Raw genomic sequence first — 24,284 nt, 5'->3', positions numbered from 1 at the left:
TACTAAAATGATTAAAAGTTAAAATCGAAATAGTTTAAAGCTATGCCACGTCTGTAAGCGGTTGTGCAAAGCTACTAGTTTGGGCTTTTGTGCCAAACCAATGAAGTTCTTCATGTAATGAAGCAACTTCACCAATAATTAATAATGCCGGTGAAATAATGCTGTGACGCTCGATTAAATCGGCCAACTCACCTAATTTACCGGTTACAACGCGTTGATTTTTGCGAGTACCGTTTTCAATAATTGCCACGGGTGTATCTGCACCGCGACCATGTTTTAATAATTGTGCTTGAATATGGGGAGACTTAATTACACCCATATAAATTGCCAGAGTTTGGTTTGGTTTTGCCAGTGATTGCCAATCTAGTTCTTGACCGTCTTTTTTACAGTGACCAGTTACAAACTGTATGGCTTGTGCATGGTCACGGTGCGTTAGCGGAATACCCGCATAAGCGCTACAACCTGCGGCAGCAGTTATGCCAGGGACGATTTGGTAATTTACGTTATTGGCTGCCAGTACTTGAACTTCTTCACCACCACGGCCATAAATAAACGGGTCGCCACCTTTAATGCGGCACACTTTTTTACCTTGCTTGGCAAGGTCAACTAGCATTTGGTTAGTATCTTCTTGCACGACACTGTGATCGCCTAAGCGTTTACCCACACAAATTAAATCAGCATCGCGGCGTACTAGCTCCATAATTTCGTCAGAGACTAGAAAGTCATACACCACCACATCAGCTTGTTGCATTAGTTGCAGTGCTTTCAGTGTTAATAACTCTGGATCTCCTGGACCTGCGCCAATTACGTATACTTCACCTTCAGGATCCAGTTTGCTATCGAGTAATTGTTCAAGCTGTACGCTTGCGGCAGCTGTATCACCCGTTTGTACTTTGCTGACGACAGATGAATCAAATACGCCTTCCCAAAATTGGCGACGATCAGCAAAACTCGTGAAGCGCTGTTTTACTTTGTCGCGAAAGCTGCCAACTAAACTTGCAAGCGGGCCGATGTGTTGTGGAATAAGCGTTTCTAACTTCTCGCGTAAGCGCCGTGCTAATACCGGCGCTGTGCCAGCACTTGAAATTGCAATAGTGATCGGGTCACGATCAACAATTGAAGGAAAAATAAAGGTGCATTTAGGTTGGTCATCCACCACGTTAACGAATACATTTCGTGCATTTGCTAGTTCAAATACGCTGTTATTTACGTCATCATTGTCGGTTGCGGCAATGACCAGCATTTTGCCATCAAGGTGTGATTCGTCAAAAAAAGCGTCAATTAGAGTGACATCATTATTTTGTGCATGCTCTTTTAATTCATCACAAAACCAAGGTGCTACTAAAGTGACATCAGCGCGAGCTTTCAAAAATGCACGGCACTTACGTAACGCAACCTCTCCACCGCCAACAACCAATACAGGTTTATTGTCGAGCTTGGTAAAGATAGGTAAATATTGCATGTGTAGACCCTTGGAAAAAATTACAGCAAAGATGCTTTTCAGAAACTCAGAATATAGTGGCGTAAGCTAAGTAAAAAATAATTAAAACCCAGTTAATATAACTAAAAGTTATATAGGGTTGTCCGATTTGGCTTAAGCCTTAGTTAACAGGGGATTGCGCCGAGTTACAAGTACTATAATGACTATATATCGAGCTTAGAGTGTTTGGTTATTAGCTATAGCGAGAATAGTTAAATTTGGTACTATTGCTAATACATGAACTTACTTGGTGGATTTATGACAACGCAACTAACTGATGCGGCATTGGCCGTGCAATTAATGGATTTAACCAGTTTAAATAGTAATGATAGCGCGGCAACAATACAGGCCTTGGTGGCTAGTATTAAGCCCAACCTAGGTATTCCGGCTGCAGTGTGTGTTTATAGTGAGTTTGTTGATGACGCCAAGCTTGCTTTAGCTGAGCGCGAGCTTAGTTATGTAAAAGTCGCCACAGTAACTAACTTTCCCTCAGGCAACAGTGAGCTAAGTGAAGTAATTAATGAAACATTAATCGCAATAGAGCGTGGCGCAGATGAAATTGATTTGGTGTTACCGTATCAAGCCTTAATCGCGGGGGACGAAGCCACAGCACTAGAATATGTGCGTGCCAGTAAAGAGTGTTGTCCTGAACACGTACAATTAAAAGTAATTATAGAATCCGGCGCACTAAAAACAGCGCAGTTGATAACACTGGCGACAGAAATAGCAATTGCCGGTGGTGCTGACTTTGTTAAAACCAGCACCGGCAAAGTAGCTACAAATGCCACTCTTGAAGCAACCGAAGTGATGTTAAGTACGATTAAAAAGTCGCCGCGTGTAGTCGGTTTTAAAGCTGCAGGTGGCGTGAAAACGGTTATGGATGCAAGTAATTACTTACAGCTAGCGACTGATATTATGGGAGAAAGTTATTTGAATCCGTCAACATTTAGATTTGGTGCATCAAGCCTGTTAGCTGATGTATATGCGGTACTTAATGACGCGTCATAGTGAGCAAGAAAAATTACAACTTGAGCATGATGCAGGCAAGTTGTTCTTGCGTTGCTATGAACATCGCTTTGGTATTCCAATGCGCCATATTTGGCATAATCAGCCGAGTAAACCAGATATCAGTTGTTATCGTAATGAACAGAAGCTTGATATTGAAATAGCACATTTATATGCCAGCGAAACCGAAGCCATGGCAGTACTCGGCAGGCCTTTATCTATAAGCATGCAACGAGATCTTGCTGATATGGCAATGCAACCAAGTGAGCAGCGGCTGCACTGTGCACTGCAGCGGTTATTAGAACAAAAAGGAAAAAAGCATTATCAATCAGAGCAAACATGGCTGCTTATTCGTAACGCCAGCACCATTTGGCATAAAGCGGATTTTGACGCTGAGTTACAGAATATAACGATACCGCTTACCCATCCTTTTCAACAAATTTGGTTACTTTGTGATTTTTATCAGGGCGAGCTGTTACAGCTGTTCTAAGTATTTAGATGGTATAGCAGCCAGGAATAAACTGGCTGCTAAATAACTTGATCTTTGGTTAGTTAATTTTAAACATACTACCTAAGCTCTCAAGCCCTGACTTATTGGTTTTAGCAATACATTGACTTTCATCGAGTGACTTTTTGGTTGCTTCGTCTGCAAGTCCCGACACTTTTAATTGTTTCTCTTGTTGGTATTCGCGCAGTGCGATAACTGTTTGACGATCGTACTTAACATCTTCAGTTTCAAATTCTTCATAATCGGGTTGGTTTTTTAAATAACCTAAACAGACTAGATTCATGCGAGACATGGCTAAATCCATCTTTTCATAATGCGGCATTCTATGTGTAGGAACATCGACTTTTGCTACTGGAGCAACGGCTTTTGACTTGGCAGCCGTGGTCGTAAGCGGTGGTGGTGCTGTGTATCCAGGTGCAAGGGTATTATTACTGTTATAGCGATAGTAAGTGGCAGGGACTTTAGTTTGTAAAAACTCTACAGCTTTGATTATCACTTCGCGTAGCGCTTTTTCTTTAGGGGTGTTTGACCAGCCACTTAAATTACCACCGACTAATGCACCGCCAAAATTAGTTGCCGCACTGGTAAAATCAAAATCTTTGCTGCCTCCTTCGACGCTGGTGGCTGCTAAAATACGTGAGGTGCGAGTATCGATAAGGCGTAAATCAATCGCCATATGCGAGCCTGAAAAACCTGCCGATACTGAGCTAAACACATCACCTATAAAACCGCCAGTACCAACACTGGCACCTGAGCTGTCGTCATCAAATTCAGTTACTGCTGCTACCACAACTATTTCGGCTCCTTCAATTTCACCGTAAGCTGCCCCTGATGCTGCGCTAACACGACCTGAAGCCGCTAGATCTTGCTCAGATAACACTGCATCTAACGCTTGGCGTTCAAGTACGATAAAGCGATTGGTGCCTACCAAAGCTGTGGTGAGTTGGTCGGCCATGCCTTCACCTATTTCTTTTCGCCACCAATGAGAGTCATTCGATTTATCGGTAAAGCGTGCCACGGCAATACGCGCTTTTGGACCATTATATTGTTGTTGGGCGACTTCATTAATGTTTGGTGAATCTTGGTTTGAAGTGACCTTGGTTGAAGTACTTTGGCAAGCGCTAAGACTGCTAGCAACGAGGGTTGCCAACAGTACTTTTTTAGTTGTTGTGAGCATATGATTTTCCTTAATTAATGTGCCAAATAGAAACAGTGAAGGTTTTTATTCTACAAATTGTTTTAAAGTTAATTTAAAGAAATCATAAGGTTAAAAATAGTACTGAGGCGAACACTTTGGTCACACAGGCGAAGTTTTTGCATTCAGGTTGGTATTTTCCCTAAACTGTTTGGGCGAAACGTTATGCTTTGCCTTAAAGCAGCGAGCAAAGTAACTTTGTGAGCTAAAGCCGACTTTTTCAGCAATTAAACCTATGCTCAGATCGCTGTCGCTAAGTAACTTTTCAGCATACTCTAAACGAGTATTACGAATATAATCACTGGGAGTTAAATTGTAGAGTGCTTTCATTTTCAGTTGTAAGGCACGTGGGCTTAAATATAATCCTGCAGCGAATTCTTCAATACTAAACGCTTCGTTGTGATAGTTATCACGGATGATGTTTTTCAGGCGTTCGGTAAATTGGTAATCTTTACTTTGTGTAAGCTGCGGATCGAGTACCAGCGGCGGAGCATGAGCCGCAAGCTGCTTTGCTAAGTGCCGATTAAGGACTGCACGAATACTCAGTAACCCTTGTACTCTACTGAGCAGTAATTGCGGCTCAAATGGTTTACTTAAAAAATCATCTGCTAGTAAATCAAGGCCTTTTAGTCTGCTTTGTGTATCGGCTTTTGCTGACAATAATAACACCGGTATATGGCTGGTAATGTTATTTGTGCGTAGCGCATTAAGTAATTGATAACCGTCCATGCAAGGCATCATCACATCGCTGATCACTAGATCTGGCATTTCTGTTTGGCAGATGGCTAAGCCTTGTTCGCCGTTAATAGCACTTAAGCAGTGGTACTCAGTAGCAAACAAAGTCAGCAGTAGTTCGCGCATTTCGTCGTTATCTTCAACAATCAGTAGCTTTTGCGAATTGCTGGGGCGGGTTGCTTCATTTACTGATGCTGCTAGCGAAGTTGCGCCATGCTCTGCTTCAGTCAAAGGCAGAGATACAGTAAAACAACTGCCTTTACCTACTTCACTTGTTAGTGAAATCTGCCCGCCGTATTGCTCTAGCAATTGTTTAACTAAAGCAAGGCCAATTCCACTGCCGTTTTGATTTTGTGCTGCAACACGCGTAAAGCGTTCAAAAATAATGCCTTGTTGGTGTTTTTCGATGCCAATACCGGTGTCAACAATCGCGATATGAGCCATGTTATTATGCACTGATAAGCTAATCTCAACTTGACCGCCTGAGTGGGTATATTTGAGGGCATTACTAACTAAGTTGGTAATAATTGACGTTGCATGTTCTGGCTCAAGGGCTATGCAGCAAGAGCCTTGGCTGAGATCTGTCATTGTTACGTGAATACCTTTTTGTTCAAACAGCACCGTGAAGTCAGCAACCAGCTGCTTTATAAATGGTGCTAAAGGATAGGGCGAAACGTAATGTATAGCGCAGCTGGGGCGTTGGCTTAGCTGTAATAGTTGATTTATTAAGGTCAGCAAACGTAGGCTATTGCGTTTGATCATCGATAATTGTTTTTGGCTAGCTTGATCTTTATGGTTTAGCTGCAAGCTTTCAAGTGGCGCGAGTATTAAACTCAGAGGCGTTTTTAATTCATGGCTAATATTATCTAAAAATTGACTTTTTAAGCGATTCAGCTCACGGGCTTGTTTACTTGTTTGTTCGGCCAGCTTAGCGCGGTATAGCGAGGCCGCAATAAGCCAAATAATAACCCCCGTGAGAAGAACATAACCGGCATAGGCAAGGCGACTTTGCCACCACGGCGGCACCACCGTGAAATCGAGCATAGCTTTAGCATTACTCCACTGGCCATACTGATCTTTTACTTTTAGTTGCAGCTGATAGTCGCCTGCGGGCAGTTGCGGGTAGTTTATTTGTCGTTGTTGTGCGTTGGTATATAGAAATTGCTTATCAAAACCAGCGAGTTTGTATCCATATTGATATTGTTGAGGTGCCGACGGGCTATGTAATGCTGAGAACTTAAAGCCGATCACGCCGACACCTTTGTTAAAGGAGAGTGTTTGTATATAGCTAATAAATTTCGCGGCTTGAGTCTCGTGCTTAGTGTATGGGGCAGTGGCTATCGCTTGATTGTTAATTAGTAATTCGGTTAACACAGGCTCTGGAGTTGTAGCTGCCAGCTGTAGCTTAAGCGGATCAAATTGATTAAAGCCGTTGATCCCGCCAAAAAATAGTTCACCGTTCTGCGCTTGATAAGCCGCGCCGAGAATAAATGAATTATGTTGCACGCCATCACGGGGTAAAAAATGCTGCATATTTTCAGAGCTGGGCTGATAACGTGTTAAACCTTGGTTGCTTGCCAACCACAGGTAACCTTTGGCATCCTGTTTAATGGCAAAAATATTATCGTTTAGCAGGCCATCATGCTCGGTGATTCGGGTTATCTCTGCCGTTGTTTTATTCAGTTTATTTAAGCCTCCAAAAGTACCCACCCACAGTGTATTGTCATCTTGCAGATGAAGGGCGGTAACCATGTTATGACTTAAGCTATTTAGGTTTGTTTGATCGGCTTGATAATGGCTAAATTCATTGTTGTTGAGGGTGAGTTTATTTAAGCCGACTCGAGTACCAGCCCAAATTGCATTAGCAACGTTATCGTAAACGAGGCTAAATACGGTGTTGTTCGATATACTATTGTGTTGTTCCGAGTGCTTAAAATGCTCAACGGTCAAGTTATCTGGGTTAAACAGACTTAAACCTTGATTGCTTCCCAACCATAAGTTGCCGTTCCGATCGCTGGTGATCGCATAAATGTTATTGCTGCTGAGCTGGTGGCTTTGCACTGTGAATGATGTAAAGTCATCGCTTTCGCGGTTATAACGCAATAAACCGCCACCATAGGTGCCAATCCAAATACGCTGCTGGCTATCTTCATGAAGGCTGAATATATTGTTGTTGGTAAGGTTGCTGGTATCGACGTGATAGCGCACAAAGCCGTCTTTTGTTTGTCTATTTAACCCGTTGCGGGTACCGACCCATAATTGCCCTTGCGAATCTTTAAGTAAGGCCCGGATAAAATCATGGCTAATACTGTTAGGGCCATCGCTGTGTTGTTGATGATTAAATTGATTTTGGCGCATATCGTAGCGTTGTAACCCATAACCATCAGTGCCTATCCACAGAATACCTTGCTGGTCTTGATACAAAGACAGTAAGTAATCATTAACAAGCCCATGACGTTGCTGTGGAAGGTGTTTAAATTGGCTAAAGCTTGTCAGAGTTGTTTGATAGTTGGGATTATAATATAAGCCTTGGCCGTAGCTGCTAAGCCAAAGATGCTCGTTATTATCGATTAAAATATCGCTTATCCATATACCATCTAGTTGTTTTATATCATTAAACTGTTCACTTTCTAAATCAAAGACACTAAGCCCTGTTTTACTGGCAATCAGTAGCTGCCCTTGTGGCGTGAGTTTTAGGCGCCATAGTTGCTTTTTACTTGCTGAAAAGTGGCTAAATTTAGCTGTTTTTGTATCAAATTTTATTAATCCTTCATTACTGGCCAGCCATAAATTTTGCTTAGCATCAATCACCATATCCTGAAAAATAATACTACCTTGGGTGTTTGGCGAGTAGGTAAAGTAGGCAGTTTCATGCTCGGCTACATTTAGGCGAGTTAAGTTACCATCTTCATGGCCTAACCATAAATTATTGTGTTGATCAGTAAGCATTGACCAAATGCGGTTATCTTTAATCGCTAATGGACTGTTACGGTTAAAATGAGTGAATATACCGGTTTCTGTATTTAGGGCGTTTAGCCCTTGTGTAGCTGTAGAAAACCACAGCAGATTATTGTCAGTGGTAACACAGTCGGTGATCCAATTACTCGATAGACTTGGCTGGGTTGGATGAGACTTAAAGCGTTTAAATTCATAACCATCAAAACGGTTGAGCCCACCTTGGGTGGCGAACCAATGAAAACCACGGCGATCAGTTATGCTGCAAGTGACAGAGTTTTGCGTTAACCCCTGTTCATTAGAGAAGGAGTCTAAATGTAAAGACAGTGCCAGCGCGCTGTTATGAAATAGCCATAAAAAACCAATAATGGCCGTATAGATAGTTGTTTTTATTGTTAGCACGTGCTTCCTCGTGCGTAGTAATATCCCTTGAATTGAAACAATCATAAACTGCTTTTTAATCAATGTTAAGATGGATTTTTCAATCTAGTGATGAGATTTTGACTTATGGGCATCTTTTACACTTGTGTTAATGAATTGCGTAAGTATAATAGGCATCCACTTTGCAGGGGCGTAGTTCCAATTGGTAGAACAGCGGTCTCCAAAACCGATGGTTGGGAGTTCGAGTCTCTCCGCCCCTGCCATTTTATCCTGTTTGTGGGTAAAGTCTGAGGTTAAAAATCGGTTTAAATAAGTCTGTTTTTAAGTTTGGATTTTAATGGATTAACCCTGCCATAGTGTAGGGTTGTTGTGTCTGTAGTTAAGGTAATAATATTATGAGCACGAATGTAGAAACTCCATCAAGTGCGATGGATTCAGTAAAGTGGCTTGTGGCAATTGCGCTACTTGCAGGCGCAGTAGTTGGTAACTATATGTACGCAGATCAGTCTGTGTTATTACGTGCTATTGGTGTTGTGGTTGCTGTTGCCGCTGGTTTGGGGATTGCATCACAAACTGAAAAAGGGCGTACCTTCCTTGCTTTTGCAAAAGAAGCACGCATCGAAGTACGTAAAGTAGTGTGGCCTACGCGCCAAGAAACTACCCATACGACATTTATTGTAATGGTTGCAACTGCGATTATGGCACTTATCCTTTGGGGATTAGATGGCATTTTATTCCGCGCAGTAGGCTTTTTAACTGGATTGGAGATCTGATCCCATGTCGGATGAGAACAACGAAAAGAAACTACGTTGGTACGTAGTACAGGCTTTCTCAGGTTATGAGAAGCGTGTTGCACAAACTATTCTTGAGCATATCAAGATCGAAGGTTTGGAAGATAGCTTTGGTGAAGTATTAGTACCTACTGAAGAAGTGGTTGAGATGCGCGCTGGTCAAAAGCGTAAATCTGAGCGCAAGTTCTTCCCAGGTTATGTACTTATCCAAATGGATATGAACGATAAAAGCTGGCATTTAGTAAATAGCACCGCGCGTGTTATGGGCTTTATCGGTGGTACGTCTGATCGTCCAGCACCAATTAGCGCTAAAGAAGCTGATCGTATTCTTAACCGCTTACAAGAAAACGCTGAAGCGCCTAAGCCTGCAACGTTATTTGAACCAGGTGAAGTGGTACGTGTTGTTGACGGCCCATTTGCTGATTTCAGTGGTGTGGTTGAAGCTGTTGACTATGAAAAGAGCCGCGTAAAAGTATCGGTACTTATCTTTGGTCGTTCTACTCCTGTTGAACTTGAGTTTGGTCAAGTTGAGCAAGATAGATAAACAAATTAACTGATTTATACCAAAAAATATATTGTTTGGTATAAAGCTTGAAAAAGGCCGCTGATTAACTTATAATCAGCGGCCTTTTTGTATTCAAAGTAAGCATTTCTTGGTTTGTATACAGAAAAGTGAGAAACCAATTTTTAAACTGGGAAGCCGCTAGAGTACGCGTCCTCGCGCGCACAAGGCTAAGACCCACCTAATGAGGTATTTATAATGGCTAAGAAAGTTGAAGCTCTAATCAAGCTACAAGTTGCTGCTGGTATGGCTAACCCTAGTCCTCCAGTAGGTCCAGCACTAGGTCAACACGGTGTAAACATCATGGAATTCTGTAAAGCGTTCAACGCACGTACAGAATCTATCGAAAAAGGCGCTCCAGTTCCTGTAGTGATCTCTGTTTACGGCGACCGTTCATTTACGTTCGACATGAAAACGCCACCGGCTGCTTACTTACTTAAGAAAGCTGCAGGTATCAAATCTGGTTCAGGCCGTCCTAACACTGAAAAAGTAGGCACAGTAACTCGTGCTCAACTTGAAGAAATCGTTGAGACAAAGAAACCTGACCTTACAGCTTCTGATTTAGAAGCTGCGGTTCGCACTATCGCAGGTTCTGCGCGTGCGATGGGCTTGAACGTAGAGGACTAAGATAATGGCTAAATTAACTAAACGTATGCGTACTATCCGCGAAAAAGTGGAAGCGACTAAAGATTACGAAATCACCGAAGCAGTTGCTCTTTTAAAAGAGTTAGCGACAGCTAAATTCGTAGAAAGTGTTGACGTTGCTGTTAACCTTGGTATCGATGCTCGTAAATCTGACCAAAACGTTCGTGGTGCAACTGTACTACCTAACGGTACTGGTCGTGACGTTCGCGTTGCAGTGTTCACACAAGGCGCTAACGCAGAAGCTGCGAAAGAAGCTGGTGCTGAACTAGTAGGTATGGAAGATCTTGCTGAGCTAGTTAAGAAAGGCGAGATGAACTTTGACGTTGTTGTTGCATCACCAGACGCTATGCGTGTTGTTGGTCAACTAGGTCAAATCTTAGGCCCACGTGGTCTAATGCCAAACCCTAAAACTGGTACTGTAACACCTAACGTTGCAGAAGCAGTTAAAAATGCTAAAGCTGGTCAAGTGCGTTACCGCAATGACAAAAATGGTATCATCCATACTACTATTGGTAAGGTTGATTTCACAGTTGAGCAACTTCAACAAAACCTTGAGTCGCTAATTGTTGCGCTTAAGAAGGCTAAGCCTTCACAAGCAAAAGGTGTTTACGTTAAGAAAGTAACCATCTCTACAACAATGGGCGCAGGTGTTTCTGTTGACCAAAGCACTTTAACAACAACTGTTGTTTAATTGAGTGTTTACATGGCGTGAAATTTATACTATAATTTTGCGCCATTTTGTTGAGAAATTTTGTTTTCTCAACAAGTAAAGAATTCGGGTTGAAGTCCATAATTTCGGTGCGCCTTCGGGCAAAACGATAAATTGGGCTTCCGTCCAAGACCGTAGGTGGCTTCGGCCTTAATATTCACCTACGTAGACGGTGTGAATCCCCAGATAGATTTTTCCTAATCTTCTGGCTCTCGCCGTAAAAAGCATCTCTATCTTGTTTGGTAGGGAAGAGTAGAACAGGGAAGCCGATGTACGGTAACCCATTAAACCAGGAGTAACACCCATGGCTTTAAATCTTCAAGGCAAAAAAGCAATTGTTGCTGAAGTCAACGAAGCAGCCAATGGTGCTCTATCTGCAGTTGTTGCAGATTCTCGTGGTGTAACAGTTGGCGCAATCACTGCCCTTCGTAAAGAAGCTCGTGCAAATGGTGTTTGGATGAAAGTTGTCCGTAACACTTTAGCAAAACGTGCTCTTGAAGGAACACAGTTTGAGTGCCTTTCTGATTCATTTGTTGGTCCAAGCTTAATCGCTTTCTCATCAGAGCACCCAGGTGCTGCTGCGCGTATCTTTTCTGCTTTTGCAAAGAAGAACGAGAAATTTGAGCTTAAAACGGCCGCTTTTGAAGGAAATGTTGTTGATGCAGCAATGCTTGCTACATTACCTACATACGACGAAGCTGTTGCACGCTTAATGAGCGCTATGAAAGAAGCGTCTGCTGGCAAATTGTGTAAAACAATTGAAGCAGTACGTGTACAGAAAGAAGAGCAAGCTGCTTAATTTTAAGCTGTTTAATCAATCTTTCGGTGTAAAATTTTTTTGGACCTAGAGTCCGTTAATTATTAGGAAATTTGTAATGTCTGTAACTAAAGACCAAATCCTTGACGCAATTGCTGAAATGTCAGTAATGGACGTTGTTGCTCTTGTTGAAGCAATGGAAGAAAAATTCGGCGTAACTGCTGCAGCTGCTATGGTAGCAGGTCCTGCTGCTGAAGCTGCTGAAGAGAAAACAGAATTTGACGTAATCCTTACTGGCGCTGGCGCTAATAAAGTTGCGGCAATCAAAGCTGTTCGTAGCGCAACTGGCCTAGGCCTTAAAGAAGCGAAAGCTCTTGTTGAAGCTGCTCCTACACCTGTTAAAGAAGGTGTATCTAAAGAAGAAGCTGAAGCTCTTGCTAAAGACCTTACTGAAGCTGGTGCTGAAGTTGAGGTTAAGTAATTTAGCTTTTGCTAAGTTCGCTGTCTGAGAAATCAGGCAAGGGCTGGTGATTATTTAATCACCGGCCTTTTTGCGCTATAGAGCGATGTATTCCTATAGCTCAAATAAAATCTAATTTTCTCTTTACTTTCAACGCTTTATAGTTTGCTAGTGTTAAAGTGGGAGTTAATTGGAACAACAATTAAATGTTGTACAATCTTGGCTTAGATGCCAGTTAAGTCTGTTCTTACAAGAACAGGTCGGGTCAAAGATCAGCAAGCTGAGGAACCCCATGGCTTACTCTTATTCTGAAAAGAAACGTATCCGTAAGGATTTTGGTAAACGTCCACAAGTTTTGGATATACCTTTCTTACTGTCAACGCAGTTAGAATCGTTTAAAAAATTCTTAGTGCCGGACGCTGATGGCGATCATGGTTTGGAAGCTGCCTTCCGTTCTGTGTTCCCAATCAAAAGCTACTCGGGAAATTCTGAGCTTCAATACGTAAGTTATCGTATTGGTGAGCCAGTTTTCGATGTAAAAGAATGTCAAATTCGCGGTGTGACTTATTCTGCTCCACTTCGCGTAAAACTACGCCTTGTGGTGATGGATAAAGAAGCGCCAGGCACAGTTAAAGACATTAAAGAGCAAGAAGTTTACATGGGCGAAATTCCGCTCATGACCGATACCGGTACTTTTGTAATCAATGGTACAGAGCGTGTTATCGTTTCTCAGCTACACCGTAGCCCTGGTGTATTCTTTGATAACGACCGCGGTAAAACTCACTCATCAGGTAAAGTGCTTTATAACGCACGTGTTATCCCATACCGTGGTTCATGGTTAGATTTTGAGTTTGATGCAAAAGATAACTTATATGTACGTATTGACCGTCGTCGTAAATTACCGGCGTCAATCATGTTGCGTGCACTTGAGTACACGACAGAAGAGATCTTAAACATCTTCTTCGAAACCACTGCGTTTGAAGTAACTGACGGTAAAGTTCTTATGGAACTTGTGCCATCACGTTTACGTGGTGAAACCGCTGCCTTTGATATAAAAAGTGAAGACGGTGAAGTGTTCGTTGAGTCTGGCCGTCGTGTAACAGCGCGTCATATCAAGAGCATTGAGAAAAAAGGCATTAGCCATTTAGAAGTACCCCATGAGTATATCATTGGCCGTGTAATTGCTAGAAACTACGTTGATGAGTCAACGGGTGAAGTGATTGCAAACGCGAATGATGAATTAACTTTAGAGTTAATGGCTGAATTGGTTAAAGCAGGTCACACTAAAATTGATACTCTATATATCAATGAAGTGGACAGCGGTGCATATATTTCTGATACTTTACGTATTGATTCAAGCACTAACCGCTTAGAAGCACTAGTAGAAATTTATCGCATGATGCGCCCAGGCGAGCCACCGACGAAAGACGCGGCTGAAGCCTTATTTGAGAACTTGTTCTTCTCTGAAGAACGTTATGACTTATCTACTGTAGGTCGTATGAAGTTCAATAGCCGTGTTGGTTATGACACTGACACAGGCCCAGGCACATTAAGCAAAGAAGACATCGTGTCTGTTATGAAAGTATTAATTTCTATTCGTAACGGTCAAGGCGATGTTGATGATATCGACCACTTAGGCAACCGTCGTATTCGTAGTGTTGGCGAAATGGCTGAGAATCAGTTCCGTGTAGGTTTAGTACGTGTAGAGCGTGCGGTACGTGAGCGTTTAAGCTTAGGTGACCTAGATGCGATCATGCCACAAGATCTTATTAACGCTAAGCCTATTTCGGCAGCAGTTAAAGAGTTCTTTGGTTCGTCTCAGTTATCACAGTTCATGGACCAAAATAACCCGCTATCAGAAGTGACGCACAAACGTCGTATTTCTGCATTAGGGCCGGGTGGTCTTACACGTGAACGCGCTGGCTTTGAAGTACGTGACGTTCACGTAACTCACTATGGTCGCGTATGTCCAATCGAGACTCCTGAGGGTCCAAACATCGGTCTAATTAACTCATTGTCTACGTACGCACGTACCAATGACTATGGTTTCTTAGAAACACCTTACCGCAAAGTGGTAGACGGTGTAGTAACTGATGAAGTTGATTACTTATCAGCCATTGAAGAAGGTCAGTTTGTTATCGCACAGGCGAACTCAAACTTAACTGAAACCAATGAGTTTGTTGATGAATTAATCCCATGTCGTCACAAAGGTGAATCTACCTTTATGGGTCGCATGGACCAGCAATATATGGATGTATCACCACAACAGGTGATCTCTGTAGCGGCAGCACTTATCCCGTTCCTAGAACACGATGATGCTAACCGTGCATTGATGGGTTCAAACATGCAACGTCAAGCAGTACCAACATTGAAAGCGGACAAACCGTTAGTAGGTACTGGTATTGAGTTAACACTAGCGAAAGATTCTGGTGTAACGATTGTTGCTAAACGTGGTGGTGAAGTAATGTATGCTGACGCAAGTCGCATCGTTGTTAATGTACATGAAGAAGAACGCATCCCTGGTGAAGCGGGCATCGACATCTACAACTTAACCAAATACACACGTTCTAACCAAAACACATGTATTAACCAAAAACCAACTTGTATGGTTGGCGAACCGGTTACTCGTGGTGACGTGTTAGCAGATGGTCCTTCGACTGACTTAGGTGACTTAGCCCTTGGTCAAAACTTGCGCGTGGCATTCATGCCATGGAACGGTTATAACTTCGAGGATTCAATCTTACTATCAGAGCGCGTAGTTGAAGAAGATCGTCTAACGACTATCCATATTCAAGAACTACAGTGTGTTGCCCGTGATACTAAGTTAGGTCCTGAAGAGATCACTGCAGATATCCCGAATGTGGGTGAATCTGCACTAGGCAAGCTTGATGAATCAGGTGTTGTTTATATCGGTGCTGAAGTTAAAGGCGGCGATATCCTAGTAGGTAAAGTGACTCCGAAAGGCGAAACGCAATTAACTCCTGAAGAGAAGCTACTACGAGCTATCTTTGGTGAGAAAGCGTCTGACGTTAAAGACAGCTCATTACGTGTACCAAACTCTGTAACAGGTACTGTAATTGACGTGCAAGTCTTCACCCGTGATGGTGTTGAAAAAGACAAGCGCGCGCTAGAAGTTGAAGAAATGCAACTTCGTGACGCGAAAAAAGACTTTAACGAAGAATTCCGTATTCTTGAAGCAGGCGTGTTAGATCGTGCTCGTAAGTTACTTATCGCAGCCGGTCAAGATGAAGATAGATTAGCGTCATTGAATGCTGAGAAGCTACTAACTCAAAGCCTTGCTGAAGAAGATAAGCAAGCTGAACTTGAGCAACTAGCAGCCCAGTACGATGAGCTAAAAGCTGAATACGATAAAAAGTTTGAAAACAAACGTCGTAAAATTACCCAAGGTGATGACTTAGCACCAGGCGTACTTAAGATTGTTAAAGTATACCTAGCTGTTAAACGTCGTATCCAACCAGGTGATAAAATGGCGGGTCGTCACGGTAACAAAGGTGTTATCTCGACTATCGTACCAGTAGAAGATATGCCATACGATGATAAAGGTCGTACTGTTGATATCGTACTTAACCCGCTGGGTGTACCATCACGTATGAACATCGGTCAGATCCTTGAAACACATATGGGTCTAGCTGCTCGTGGTATTGGTGAGCGTATTGAAGAAATGATGAAAGAACAACGTGAGCTTCATGAGCTACGTGACTTCATCAAGCAAGCATACGAAATTGGTGAATCTCGTCAGTTCGTAGACATTGCTAGCTTCACAGATGACGAAATTCGTCGTTTGGCTGAAAACTTAAAAGGTGGTTTACCAATCGCTACTCCTGCATTTGATGGCGCGAAAGAAAGCGAAATCAAAGACATGCTTGAGCTAGCTGGCTACCCTCGTAGTGGTCAGGTTACACTTTATGATGGCCGTACTGGCGATCAGTTTGAACGTCAAGTAACTGTTGGTTACATGTACATGCTGAAACTGAATCACTTAGTTGATGACAAAATGCATGCGCGTTCTACTGGTTCTTATAGCCTTGTTACTCAGCAGCCGCTGGGTGGTAAAGCACAGTTCGGTGGCCAGCGTTTCGGTGAGATGGAAGTATGGGCACTAGAAGCATACGGTGCCGCTTACACTCTACAAGAAATGTTAACAGTGAAATCGGATGACGTGAACGGTCGTACTAAGATGTATAAAAACATCGTTGATGGTAACCATAAAATGGAACCAGGTATGCCAGAATCGTTCAACGTATTGTTGAAAGAAATCCGCTCACTGGGTATCAACATCGAGTTGGAAGAAAATTAAGCCAATTAGATGCTGCAGCTAGCCTGCAGCATCTGTTACGGCCGAATAGAATGTAGGGACGAAATCATCCGTCCTCAAGATTAACTCCGACAGGAGAGCTAAGGTGAAAGACTTACTTAAGTTTCTGAAGCAACAAAATAAGACCGAAGAATTCGATGCAATTCGCATTGGTCTTGCTTCACCAGACATGGTTCGTTCATGGTCATACGGTGAAGTAAAGAAACCTGAGACTATTAACTACCGTACTTTCAAGCCTGAGCGCGATGGCTTATTCTGTGCCCGTATTTTCGGTCCAGTGAAAGATTATGAATGCTTATGTGGTAAATATAAGCGTCTTAAACACCGTGGTGTGATCTGTGAAAAGTGTGGCGTTGAAGTAACACTCACTAAAGTGCGTCGCGATCGTATGGGTCACATCGACCTTGCGAGCCCAGTTGCACATATATGGTTTTTAAAATCATTACCGTCACGTATTGGCTTAATGCTTGATATGACGCTTCGTGATATTGAACGTGTTCTTTACTTCGAATCATTCGTAGTAACTGAGCCTGGCATGACGACGCTTGAGCGTAGTCAGCTATTAGGTGAAGAAGAATACCTAGATGCACTAGAAGAGCACGGTGATGAGTTTGAAGCGAAGATGGGTGCTGAAGCAGTATTAGACTTGCTTCGTGAACTCGATCTTGCGCAATTAATTGCTGAAATGCGTGAAGAGTTACCAACAATTAACTCTGAAACTAAGCGTAAGAAGATCACTAAACGTCTTAAATTAATGGAATCGTTCCACCAGTCAGGTAATAACCCTGAGTGGATGATCATGACAGTACTTCCAGTATTGCCACCTGATCTACGTCCATTAGTACCACTTGATGGTGGCCGTTTTGCGACTTCTGATCTAAATGACCTTTACCGTCGTGTTATTAACCGTAATAACCGTCTTAAACGTCTACTAGATTTAGCTGCACCGGATATTATCGTACGCAACGAAAAACGTATGTTACAAGAAGCGGTTGATGCGCTACTTGATAACGGTCGTCGTGGTCGTGCAATTACAGGTTCTAACAAGCGTCCGCTTAAATCTCTTGCTGATATGATCAAGGGTAAGCAAGGTCGTTTCCGTCAGAACTTACTTGGTAAGCGTGTAGATTATTCAGGCCGTTCTGTAATCACAGTTGGTCCTACACTTAAGCTTCACCAATGTGGTCTTCCTAAGAAGATGGCACTTGAGCTATTCAAACCATTTATCTATGGCAAACTAGAGCGTCGCGGCATGGCTACGACAATCAAAGCTGCTAAGAAAATGGTAGAGCGTGAAGTTCCGGAAGTATGGGATGTATTAGACGAAGTAATTCGTGAACATCCAGTATTACTTAACCGTGCACCAACACTTCACCGTTTGGGTATCCAAGCGTTTGAACCTGTGCTTATTGAAGGTAAAGCAATCCATTTGCATCCATTAGTATGTGCGGCCTACAACGCCGACTTCGATGGTGACCAAATGGCGGTACACGTACCGCTAACGATTGAAGCGCAGCTTGAAGCTCGTGCATTGATGATGTCAACAAACAACATCCTATCTCCTGCGAATGGTGAGCCAATCATCGTTCCATCACAGGACGTTGTATTGGGTCTATATTATATGACCCGTGACCGCATCAACGCGAAAGGCGAAGGCGCGATCTTAAAAGATCCAAAAGAAGCAGAAAAAGCATACCGCAGCGGTAATGCAGACCTTCACGCTCGCGTGAAAGTACGTATTAGCGAATCAGTTAAAAACGAAAATGGTGTAGTAGAAGACACTGTAACTGTTATCGATACAACTGTTGGTCGTGCAATTTTGTCTCTTATTTTACCAAAAGGCATGCCGTTTTCGTCAATCAATCAGGCCCTAGGTAAGAAACAAATTTCTGGCTTATTAAACGAGTGTTACCGTCGTCTTGGTCTTAAAGATACAGTTATCTTTGCTGACCAAGTTATGTATACCGGTTTCCACTACGCAATGAAGTCAGGTGTTTCAATCGGTATCGATGACTTAGTTATCCCACCGATCAAAGCATCAATTATCGAAGCAGCTGAAGCTGAAGTAACTGAAATCAACCAACAATTCCAATCAGGTCTTGTAACGGCTGGTGAAAAGTACAATAAAGTTATCGATATCTGGTCACGTGTAAATGAAAACTTATCACGTGAAATGATGGCCAACTTGTCAAAAGACACGGTTATCAATGCCCAAGGTGAAGAAGAAGAGCAACCGTCATTTAACTCAGTGTTTATGATGGCCGACTCTGGTGCTCGTGGTAGTGCCGCTCAGATCCGTCAGCTAGCAGGTATGCGTGGTCTAATGGCACGTCCAGATGGTTCAATCATCGAGACGCCAATCACCGCTAACTTCCGTGAAGGTCTAAACGTACTTCAGTACTTCATCTCAACGCACGGTGCGCGTAAAGGTCTTGCCGATACAGCACTGAAAACAGCGAACTCGGGTTACCTAACGCGTCGTCTAGTAGACGTTGCACAAGATTTGGTAATCAACGAAGACGATTGTGGCACAGAAGATGGCTTAACAATGAAACCGCTTATTGAAGGTGGTGACGTTGTAGAAGCACTTCGCGAACGTGTACTTGGTCGTGTTGTTGCTGAAGATATTGTGATCCCTGGTACTAATACAGTACTAGTAGAGCGTAATATCATGCTTGACGAAAAACTGTGTGATCTTTTAGAAGAGCACTCAGTAGATGAGGTTCGCGTACGTTCAGTTATCACCTGTGATAACGACTTTGGTGTATGTGCTAAGTGTTACGGTCGTGACCTTGCACGTGGTCATATCATCAACGCGGGTGAATCAGTAGGTGTTATCGCGGCACAATCAATCGGTGAGCCGGGTACACAGCTTACGATGCGTACTTTCCACATCGGTGGTGCAGCATCAAGAGCATCTGCTGAAAACAATGTACAAGTTAAAACTAACGGTACATTGAAGCTTCATAACGCAAAATATGTATTAAACACTGACGGTAAGATTGTTATTACCTCTCGTTCTACTGAAATCACTATCATCGATAGCCATGGTCGTGAGAAAGAGCGTTATAAAGTACCTTACGGTGCGGTATTAACAGTACAAGACAATACGGAAGTTCAAGGTAACGACATCGTTGCTACTTGGGACCCGCATAGTCACCCAATCGTTCTTGAGCATAAGTCAAAAGTATCGTTCAGCGATATCGATGACTCCAACACTGAAGCACAGACTGATGAACTAACAGGTTTAACCCGTGTAGTTGTTAAAGATCTTGCTAAGATAAATGCGAAAGAGCCGAAGCTTATCATCGAAAGTGAAGAGCGCGGTCTGCAAGAAACTCGTCTTCCTTCATACACTACGATTGAAGTAACAGACGGTGTAACGGCAAACCCAGGTGACGTGTTAGCACGTATTCCGCAGGAAGGTTCGAAAACTCGTGATATCACGGGTGGTCTACCACGCGTAGCCGACTTATTTGAAGCGCGTAAACCGAAAGAGCCAGCTATCTTAGCTGAGATCACCGGTACGATTAGCTTCGGTAAAGAGACTAAAGGTAAGAAGCGTTTAGTTATTACTCCAGCTGAAGGCGATCATTACGAAGAAATGATCCCTAAGTGGCGTCAACTTAACGTGTTTGAGGGTGAGCAAGTGTCTAAAGGTGAAGTTATCGCCGATGGTCCTGAATCACCACATGACATCTTACGCCTACGTGGTGTGACTCATGTTGCTAACTATATCGTTAACGAAGTGCAAGAGGTTTACCGTTTGCAAGGCGTTAAGATCAATGACAAGCACATTGAAACAATTATCCGTCAAATGATCCGTAAGTGTACGATCCTTGACGGCGGCCATAGTGAATTCTTAGCCGGTGAGCAAATTGAAGTGGCACGCGTTAATATCGCAAACCGCGACTTAGAAGCTCAAGGCAAGTTACCTGCTAAATATGAAATCCAATTAATGGGTATCACTAAAGCATCACTAGCCACAGAATCTTTCATCTCGGCAGCCTCGTTCCAGGAGACAACTCGTGTCCTAACTGAAGCCGCTGTAAATGGTAAGAGCGATGAACTTCGCGGTCTGAAAGAAAACGTAATTGTGGGTCGTTTGATCCCAGCCGGTACCGGTTTTGCGTATCATCAAGAACGTATGGCTCGTCGTAAGCAGAGCAAAGTTGTAGTTGAAGAGCAAACAGTAAGTGCAGAAGAGGCAACTCAAGCGCTAACTGATGCTTTAAACGCGGATTTATCTGGAAATCAATAAATCTAACTTAATCAATAGATTAGGTTTTTGCAAGGCAGTTATCTACTGCCTTGCTAACGGTTTAGGTTGACAGCTCAATCTTTGCTCATTAAAATTCCGCCACCCATTTACCTGCACGTTTGGTACGAGCTTGTAAATAAAGGGCGGATTTTTTTATTTTTTTCAGTAGTAATTTTAATTTCAGGAGCTATTTAAATGGCAACTATTAACCAGCTAGTGCGTAAGCCACGTCGTAGCAAGGTTACGAAAAGTAACTCAGCTGCGCTTAAAGCGTGTCCGCAAAAGCGCGGTGTATGTACTCGCGTATATACAACTACACCTAAGAAACCAAACTCGGCGTTACGTAAAGTAGCTCGTGTACGTTTAACTAACGGTTTCGAAGTAACTTCATACATTGGTGGTGAAGGTCATAACCTTCAAGAGCATAGTGTAATCCTAATCCGTGGTGGTCGTGTTAAAGATTTACCAGGTGTGCGTTTTCACACTGTTCGTGGTGCACTTGACTGTGCAGGCGTTAGCGACCGTCGTCAAGCTCGTTCTAAATACGGTGCAAAACGCCCTAAAGGCTAATTGTATTCCGTTAGTAAGGCCAAGCACTAAATATTTTTAATTATTGTTTTGGGTGATTGACTCGAAAGAGCAAACCTGAATAAACCGGAGATACAAAATGCCTAGAAGACGCGTAATAGGTCAACGTAAAATTCTTCCAGATCCTAAGTTCGGATCGGAACTTCTTGCAAAATTCGTTAACATCGTAATGTTAGACGGCAAGAAATCTACTGCTGAAAAAATCGTTTACGGTGCGCTAGATGTGGCTGCTGAGAAATCAGGCAAATCGCACCTTGAAATCTTTGAAACTGCACTTGAAAACATCCGTCCACAGGTTGAGGTTAAATCTCGCCGTGTTGGTGGTTCAACGTATCAAGTACCAGTAGAAGTACGTCCAGTACGTCGCAACGCATTAGGTATGCGTTGGTTAGTAGACGCTGCACGTAAGCGTGGCGAGAAATCTATGGGCTTACGTTTAGCTCAAGAACTTGTTGACGCTGCTGACAACAAAGGCACTGCGGTTAAGAAACGTGAAGACGTTCACCGTATGGCTGAAGCGAATAAAGCATTCGCACATTACCGTTGGTAATCTGTCCTTAACCTTTAAGAGGATTTTATGGCACGTACAACTCCACTTGAGCGCTATCGCAATATCGGTATTGTTGCTCACGTAGATGCAGGCAAAACCACCACAACAGAACGTGTTCTGTTCTACACAGGTCTTTCTCATAAGATCGGTGAAGTACATGATGGCGCCGCAACTATGGACTGGATGGAGCAGGAACAAGAGCGTGGTATCACAATCACTTCTGCTGCAACAACGTGTTTCTGGAAAGGGATGGACGCGCAATTTGACGCTCATCGTATCAATATCATTGATACTCCAGGGCACGTGGATTTCACTATTGAAGTAGAACGTTCTTTACGTGTACTTGATGGTGCGGTAGTTGTGCTTTGTGCTTCATCTGGTGTACAGCCGCAAACTGAGACAGTTTGGCGTCAAGCGAACAAATACGAAGTTCCGAGAATGATCTTCGTAAATAAAATGGATCGCACTGGCGCTGACTTCTTAACGGTTGTTGGCCAGGTGAAATCTCGTCTTGGAGCAACGCCTGTTCCAATTCAGCTACCAGTAGGCGCTGAAGACGACTTTAAAGGTGTTATTGACCTCATAAAAATGAAAATGATTAACTGGAATGATGAAGACCAGGGAATGACTTTCACCTATGAGGCAATACCGGCAGAACTTCAAGATTTAGCTGAAGAATGGCGCTCGAACTTAGTTGAAAGCGCTGCTGAAGCATCTGAAGAACTAATGGATAAGTATTTGGAAGGTGAAGACCTGAGCGAAGCAGAAATTAAAAATGCTTTGCGTCAGCGTACATTGGCTAACGAAATCGTCCCAGTTACATGTGGTAGTGCATTTAAAAATAAAGGCGTTCAAGCTGTGCTTGATGGCGTTATTGAATATATGCCTGCACCAACACAAGTGAAACAAATTCAAGGTATCCTTGAAGATGGTACTGAGGAAGAACGTCCAGCTAATGACAACGCACCGTTTGCTGCACTTGCTTTTAAAATTGCAACAGACCCGTTCGTTGGTACTTTAACTTTCTTCCGTGTTTACTCTGGTACTGTTAAACAGGGTGACGCGGTATACAACCCAGTAAAATGTAAGCGTGAGCGTCTTGGCCGTATCGTTCAGATGCATTCAAACTCACGTGAAGAGATCAAAGAAGTCTACGCAGGTGATATTGCGGCGGCTATTGGTCTCAAAGACGTAACAACAGGTGAAACACTGTGTGATCCGAATTCTATTATTACGCTTGAGCGTATGGAATTCCCTGAACCAGTTATCTCTGTTGCGGTTGAGCCTCGCACAATCGCTGACCAAGATAAGATGGGTATCGCGCTAGGTAAACTAGCGGCAGAAGATCCGTCTTTTCGCGTACAAACTGACGAAGAATCAGGCCAGACTATTATTTCTGGTATGGGTGAACTTCACCTTGATATCATTGTCGACCGTATGAAACGTGAATTCAGTGTTGAATGTAACGTTGGTAAGCCGCAGGTTTCTTACCGTGAAGCTATTCGTTCAACTGTTAAAGTTGAAGGTAAATTCATACGTCAATCAGGTGGACGTGGTCAATATGGTCATGTCTGGCTTAAACTTGAACCGATGGATATTTCGGATGATGAAGCCCCAATTTACGAGTTCGTTAACGAAACCGTAGGTGGCTCAGTTCCAAAAGAATACATCCCTGCGGTAGATAAAGGCATCCAAGAGCAAATGTCTCAAGGTGTGCTGGCAGGCTACCCATTACTTGGTGTGAAAGCGACTTTATATGATGGTTCATTCCATGATGTAGATTCGAATGAAATGGCATTTAAAATAGCGGGTTCACTGGCAATGAAACAAGGTGCGCTACAAGCAGACCCTGTACTATTAGAGCCAATGATGAAGGTTGAAGTACTCACTCCTGAAGCAAACATGGGTGATGTAGTTGGTGACTTAAACCGTCGCCGCGGTATGATCGAAGGCATGGAAGATGCGCTAGGTGGACTTAAATTAATTAACGCCCAGGTTCCGCTTTCTGAAATGTTTGGTTATGCTACTGATCTACGATCTGCAACACAAGGCCGTGCCTCATACTCTATGGAGTTTTTGAAGTACGCTGAAGCCTCGAAACATGTTGCGGACACAATAATTACAGCTCGCGCTGTTAAGTAATTTTTAGCTCGGTTTGGTCCACAGTGGACTGAACCTTTAATTTCTTTATAGGAATTTTTTAAGATGGCAAAAGCAAAGTTTGAACGCGTAAAACCGCATGTAAACGTAGGTACAATCGGCCACGTTGACCACGGTAAAACTACCCTAACTGCAGCAATCACTAACGTACTTGCAAAAGTATACGGCGGTGTTGCTAAAGATTTCGCATCAATCGATAACGCTCC

Annotated in this window: 17 protein-coding genes and 1 tRNA gene; 15 read left to right on the top strand and 3 right to left on the bottom strand. The window is 43.0% G+C overall.

Translation table 11 applies throughout. The features are described 5' to 3' along the window. Positions 1-40 precede the first annotated feature (40 nt). Positions 41-1,462, bottom strand: coding sequence for a siroheme synthase CysG (gene cysG, locus H5186_RS20240; protein ID WP_149983363.1), 1,422 nt, complete (start codon positions 1,460-1,462; stop codon positions 41-43). Positions 1,463-1,738: 276 nt separating this feature from the next. Between cysG and deoC the strand changes: the two genes are divergently transcribed. Continuing rightward, positions 1,739-2,488, top strand: coding sequence for a deoxyribose-phosphate aldolase (gene deoC / locus H5186_RS20235; RefSeq protein ID WP_182719266.1), 750 nt, complete (start codon positions 1,739-1,741; stop codon positions 2,486-2,488). Beyond that, the gene (locus H5186_RS20230) at positions 2,475-2,975 is read left to right on the top strand and encodes a hypothetical protein (protein WP_145238280.1); all 501 of its coding nucleotides are present in this window, start codon (positions 2,475-2,477) and stop codon (positions 2,973-2,975) included. The genes deoC and H5186_RS20230 overlap by 14 nt, the downstream gene beginning before the upstream one ends. 58 nt (positions 2,976-3,033) lie before the next feature. Here the strand turns inward: H5186_RS20230 and H5186_RS20225 are convergent, their stop codons facing one another. Then, entirely contained in the window at positions 3,034-4,170 is a 1,137-nt protein-coding gene (locus H5186_RS20225) for a CsgG/HfaB family protein (RefSeq protein WP_145238283.1), read from the bottom strand. A gap of 120 nt (positions 4,171-4,290) precedes the next feature. Beyond that, positions 4,291-8,280, bottom strand: a complete 3,990-nt coding sequence (locus tag H5186_RS20220; RefSeq protein ID WP_310736955.1) for a two-component regulator propeller domain-containing protein — start codon at positions 8,278-8,280, stop codon at positions 4,291-4,293. A gap of 165 nt (positions 8,281-8,445) precedes the next feature. On the opposite strand from H5186_RS20220, the gene H5186_RS20215 reads away from it, so the two are divergent. The 13 genes from H5186_RS20215 to H5186_RS20155 form a co-directional block, all read left to right on the top strand. Further along, a tRNA-Trp gene (locus H5186_RS20215) sits at positions 8,446-8,522 on the top strand. 132 nt (positions 8,523-8,654) lie between these two features. After that, positions 8,655-9,032 carry a preprotein translocase subunit SecE gene (gene secE / locus H5186_RS20210; protein WP_016710555.1) on the top strand — a complete coding sequence of 126 codons (378 nt, stop codon included), beginning with the start codon at positions 8,655-8,657 and terminating at the stop codon, positions 9,030-9,032. A 4-nt stretch (positions 9,033-9,036) separates the two neighbouring features. After that, a complete protein-coding gene (gene nusG / locus H5186_RS20205; protein ID WP_145238289.1) occupies positions 9,037-9,594 on the top strand; it encodes a transcription termination/antitermination protein NusG in 558 nt (185 codons plus the stop codon). A gap of 216 nt (positions 9,595-9,810) precedes the next feature. Continuing rightward, the gene (gene rplK, locus H5186_RS20200) at positions 9,811-10,239 is read left to right on the top strand and encodes a 50S ribosomal protein L11 (protein ID WP_008108462.1); all 429 of its coding nucleotides are present in this window, start codon (positions 9,811-9,813) and stop codon (positions 10,237-10,239) included. A gap of 4 nt (positions 10,240-10,243) precedes the next feature. Continuing rightward, complete coding sequence (gene rplA / locus H5186_RS20195) at positions 10,244-10,948, top strand: 50S ribosomal protein L1 (protein ID WP_145238292.1); 705 nt, start codon at positions 10,244-10,246, stop codon at positions 10,946-10,948. A 322-nt stretch (positions 10,949-11,270) separates the two neighbouring features. Further along, positions 11,271-11,765 (top strand): 50S ribosomal protein L10, encoded by a 495-nt coding sequence (rplJ, locus tag H5186_RS20190; protein ID WP_145238296.1) that lies wholly within the window; start codon positions 11,271-11,273, stop codon positions 11,763-11,765. A gap of 76 nt (positions 11,766-11,841) precedes the next feature. Further along, positions 11,842-12,204 (top strand): 50S ribosomal protein L7/L12, encoded by a 363-nt coding sequence (gene rplL, locus H5186_RS20185; protein ID WP_064668694.1) that lies wholly within the window; start codon positions 11,842-11,844, stop codon positions 12,202-12,204. Between the two features lie 271 nt (positions 12,205-12,475). Then, positions 12,476-16,501 (top strand): DNA-directed RNA polymerase subunit beta, encoded by a 4,026-nt coding sequence (gene rpoB / locus H5186_RS20180; protein ID WP_145238299.1) that lies wholly within the window; start codon positions 12,476-12,478, stop codon positions 16,499-16,501. Positions 16,502-16,604: 103 nt separating this feature from the next. After that, the gene (gene rpoC / locus H5186_RS20175) at positions 16,605-20,780 is read left to right on the top strand and encodes a DNA-directed RNA polymerase subunit beta' (protein ID WP_145238302.1); all 4,176 of its coding nucleotides are present in this window, start codon (positions 16,605-16,607) and stop codon (positions 20,778-20,780) included. Between the two features lie 195 nt (positions 20,781-20,975). Next, the gene (gene rpsL / locus H5186_RS20170; protein ID WP_002958885.1) at positions 20,976-21,350 is read left to right on the top strand and encodes a 30S ribosomal protein S12; all 375 of its coding nucleotides are present in this window, start codon (positions 20,976-20,978) and stop codon (positions 21,348-21,350) included. A gap of 97 nt (positions 21,351-21,447) precedes the next feature. Beyond that, positions 21,448-21,918, top strand: coding sequence for a 30S ribosomal protein S7 (gene rpsG, locus H5186_RS20165; RefSeq protein WP_016710546.1), 471 nt, complete (start codon positions 21,448-21,450; stop codon positions 21,916-21,918). Between the two features lie 27 nt (positions 21,919-21,945). Next, positions 21,946-24,060: an elongation factor G gene (gene fusA, locus H5186_RS20160; RefSeq protein WP_145238305.1), complete on the top strand. Its 2,115-nt coding sequence runs from the start codon at positions 21,946-21,948 to the stop codon at positions 24,058-24,060. A gap of 63 nt (positions 24,061-24,123) precedes the next feature. Continuing rightward, a partial coding sequence (locus tag H5186_RS20155; protein ID WP_246175643.1) for a GTP-binding protein occupies positions 24,124-24,284 on the top strand: 161 nt, incomplete at its 3' end.

Source organism: Pseudoalteromonas sp. SG41-2 (assembly GCF_014164535.1).
Taxonomy (GTDB): Bacteria; Pseudomonadota; Gammaproteobacteria; order Enterobacterales; family Alteromonadaceae; genus Pseudoalteromonas; species Pseudoalteromonas rhizosphaerae.
This window is presented reverse-complemented; position numbering and strand designations above follow the sequence as displayed.

Coding starts and splice junctions, on each gene's coding strand:
- nusG (WP_145238289.1), top strand. CDS start 9,037: ATGTCGGATGAGAACAACGAAAAGAAACTACGTTGGTACGTAGTACAG.
- rplA (WP_145238292.1), top strand. CDS start 10,244: ATGGCTAAATTAACTAAACGTATGCGTACTATCCGCGAAAAAGTGGAA.
- rpoB (WP_145238299.1), top strand. CDS start 12,476: ATGGCTTACTCTTATTCTGAAAAGAAACGTATCCGTAAGGATTTTGGT.
- rplJ (WP_145238296.1), top strand. CDS start 11,271: ATGGCTTTAAATCTTCAAGGCAAAAAAGCAATTGTTGCTGAAGTCAAC.
- rpsG (WP_016710546.1), top strand. CDS start 21,448: ATGCCTAGAAGACGCGTAATAGGTCAACGTAAAATTCTTCCAGATCCT.
- secE (WP_016710555.1), top strand. CDS start 8,655: ATGAGCACGAATGTAGAAACTCCATCAAGTGCGATGGATTCAGTAAAG.
- rpsL (WP_002958885.1), top strand. CDS start 20,976: ATGGCAACTATTAACCAGCTAGTGCGTAAGCCACGTCGTAGCAAGGTT.
- cysG (WP_149983363.1), bottom strand. CDS start 1,462: ATGCAATATTTACCTATCTTTACCAAGCTCGACAATAAACCTGTATTG.
- H5186_RS20225 (WP_145238283.1), bottom strand. CDS start 4,170: ATGCTCACAACAACTAAAAAAGTACTGTTGGCAACCCTCGTTGCTAGC.
- fusA (WP_145238305.1), top strand. CDS start 21,946: ATGGCACGTACAACTCCACTTGAGCGCTATCGCAATATCGGTATTGTT.
- H5186_RS20230 (WP_145238280.1), top strand. CDS start 2,475: ATGACGCGTCATAGTGAGCAAGAAAAATTACAACTTGAGCATGATGCA.
- rplL (WP_064668694.1), top strand. CDS start 11,842: ATGTCTGTAACTAAAGACCAAATCCTTGACGCAATTGCTGAAATGTCA.
- deoC (WP_182719266.1), top strand. CDS start 1,739: ATGACAACGCAACTAACTGATGCGGCATTGGCCGTGCAATTAATGGAT.
- rplK (WP_008108462.1), top strand. CDS start 9,811: ATGGCTAAGAAAGTTGAAGCTCTAATCAAGCTACAAGTTGCTGCTGGT.